This is a genomic window from Pseudomonas laurentiana (genome assembly GCF_014648275.1).
GTDB lineage: Bacteria > Pseudomonadota > Gammaproteobacteria > Pseudomonadales > Pseudomonadaceae > Aquipseudomonas > Aquipseudomonas laurentiana.
Window position 1 is genome coordinate 1 of the sequence record NZ_BMQU01000048.1, and the last position, 2,500, is coordinate 2,500.

The following is a 2,500-nucleotide window of genomic DNA, read 5'->3' on the forward strand; positions in this document are numbered from 1 at the left end:
AACGCAAGGGCTTGGGCCTCGGGGGGCCGCCCACAGGATCTAGGGGGTTCAAAAAGAGCCAAGAGGGGTTTGGTTAAGCACCGGGGGGGGGGGGAGGAGGGATCAACGAAGGGCCCTAGAGGGCTGGAGGGCTAGAGGGCTAGAGGGCTAGAGGGTCTTCAAGAAGCAACTAGGAGGTTCCCCTAGATACTATTGCCCTTGAGACTACTTACACTACTAGGGGGCTTTAGGAGGGTCCAGGGGTCCCTAAGGGGCCCTAGCATGTCCTCAGCACCAGATTTCCCAGAGGTCTCGCAATGTGAATTATACAGTACACACAAATCTCACTAAAAACGTTCTCAGAAGCCTGTGGAGCTCTGTGCTGGTGACACCAGGTGCCTTTTGGGGAGGCTTTAGGGGGTACTTGGGAAAATATTCAATGAAGGTCGATTGAAAAAAAGCTGAAATGTCGCAAAATTTTTAAAAAGTTGCAAAAATGTATGGGAAAATTAGAAAAGTTAGTATGGGAGTGCGCGCGCACCACCTAAAAAGGTGCAAAAAAAAAGACATTCCAGCGCATGCGAAGTATATGAAACCCAAAACACGGAGTGAAAATTAACCGTAAGGTACATCATGGGGAAAAGGAAAAGAAAAAGAATAAAAGAAAAAAAGTATTAATTTACTTTTTGGAAGTTATTAGTTTTCTTAGGACTTTCCTCAAGCAAGTTCAACTTGCTTAAATAAAATCATAAAGGATAAAAGAAAGAAAGCGCTTGCTACTATTTCTTCTATTCGGCGTGGTTTTATGTTACTTTTCTTAGTAGCAATGCTGTTTAGTGGAAAACCGTTAAAGCAGTTCCGAGCATACAAGCAAGGAGCAAGCTGGTTTAGAAGCAAACAGTATGGGTAGAAATTCATCTGGGTTTTTCAGTTGATGATACTCAAACAGTCTTAGCTCAGATATCGTTTAGGTTCTGTAGTTAAGCGCTGCTGGATTTAGTGGATTACTAGCTTATAGCAAGTATAGAAACTAAAGACAAACTTGGGGACCTGTTCTAGGAAATAGCCGGTTGTGATATGCAAATATCTAACTGTTGATTTCTTTTGAGCAATCTCCTTTTTGGAATGCCATCTTAAGTATTTCAGTGGGCAACCTCTGGAATTACTTGAGGGAAGTATTCTAGAAGAAAACCAAAGAGAGCTACATGGATATGTTCTAGGTGGTTTCAAAGGGTGACCTGAGAAACATTTACCAAAAACATATTTTTACTTATGCTTCGCAAGAAGTTTTAAGTAAAAGCAACTTTTGATTACTATCTTCAGAAGAATTAGTCTGAAAGGATTGATTCTTTTAGGATGGCTTTTCGAAAAGAGTTTCTTTTGGGTTCAAGGGGAATAGCAAAGCCAAGAGGCTATATGAGGAAAAGTTTGAAAACTTAACTGTTAGTAGAGCTCGACTTTATATATGCCTTGAAGCCTGTTATTTTTCCAAGGCTCAAACTAAAAGGGGCTCTTCTTGGGAAACCAGCCGTTGAAATAGTTATCTGGTTGATCCTGCCAGTAGTCATATGCTTGTCTCAAAGATTAAGCCATGCATGTCTAAGTATAAGCAATTATACAGTGAAACTGCGAATGGCTCATTAAATCAGTTATCGTTTATTTGATAGTACCTTTACTACTTGGATAACCGTGGTAATTCTAGAGCTAATACATGCTAAAAATCCCGACTGTTTGGAAGGGATGTATTTATTAGATAAAAAATCAACGCACTTCGGTGCTCTTTGATGATTCATAATAACTTTTCGAATCGCATGGCTTTACGCTGGCGATGGTTCATTCAAATTTCTGCCCTATCAACTTTCGATGGTAGGATAGTGGCCTACCATGGTTTCAACGGGTAACGGGGAATAAGGGTTCGATTCCGGAGAGGGAGCCTGAGAAACGGCTACCACATCCAAGGAAGGCAGCAGGCGCGCAAATTACCCAATCCTGACACAGGGAGGTAGTGACAATACATAACGATACAGGGCCCTTTCGGGTCTTGTAATTGGAATGAGTACAATTTAAATACCTTAACGAGGAACAATTGGAGGGCAAGTCTGGTGCCAGCAGCCGCGGTAATTCCAGCTCCAAGAGCGTATATTAAAGTTGTTGCAGTTAAAAAGCTCGTAGTTGATCTTTGGGCTTGGCTGGCCGGTCCGTTTCTAACGAGTACTGGTTTTCAGCCGAGCCTTTCCTCCTGGTTAGCTTCTGTCGGCTTGTCCGGCAGTTGTGATCCAGGACTATTACTTTGAAAAAATTAGAGTGTTCAAAGCAGGCGTTTAGCTCGAATATATTAGCATGGAATAATGAAATAGGACGTATGGTTCTATTTTGTTGGTTTCTAGGACCATCGTAATGATTAATAGGGACGGTCGGGGGCATCAGTATTCAATTGTCAGAGGTGAAATTCTTGGATTTATTGAAGACTAACTACTGCGAAAGCATTTGCCAAGGACGTTTTCATTAATCAAGAACGAAA

The 2,500-nt window shown here is 41.8% G+C and carries 1 rRNA gene (cut by a window edge); it reads left to right on the forward strand.

Going from position 1 to position 2,500, the window contains the following annotated elements:
• Positions 1-1,515 precede the first annotated feature (1,515 nt).
• Positions 1,516-2,500: ribosomal RNA gene (locus IE038_RS25485) — 16S ribosomal RNA — on the forward strand (it continues 830 nt past the right edge of the window).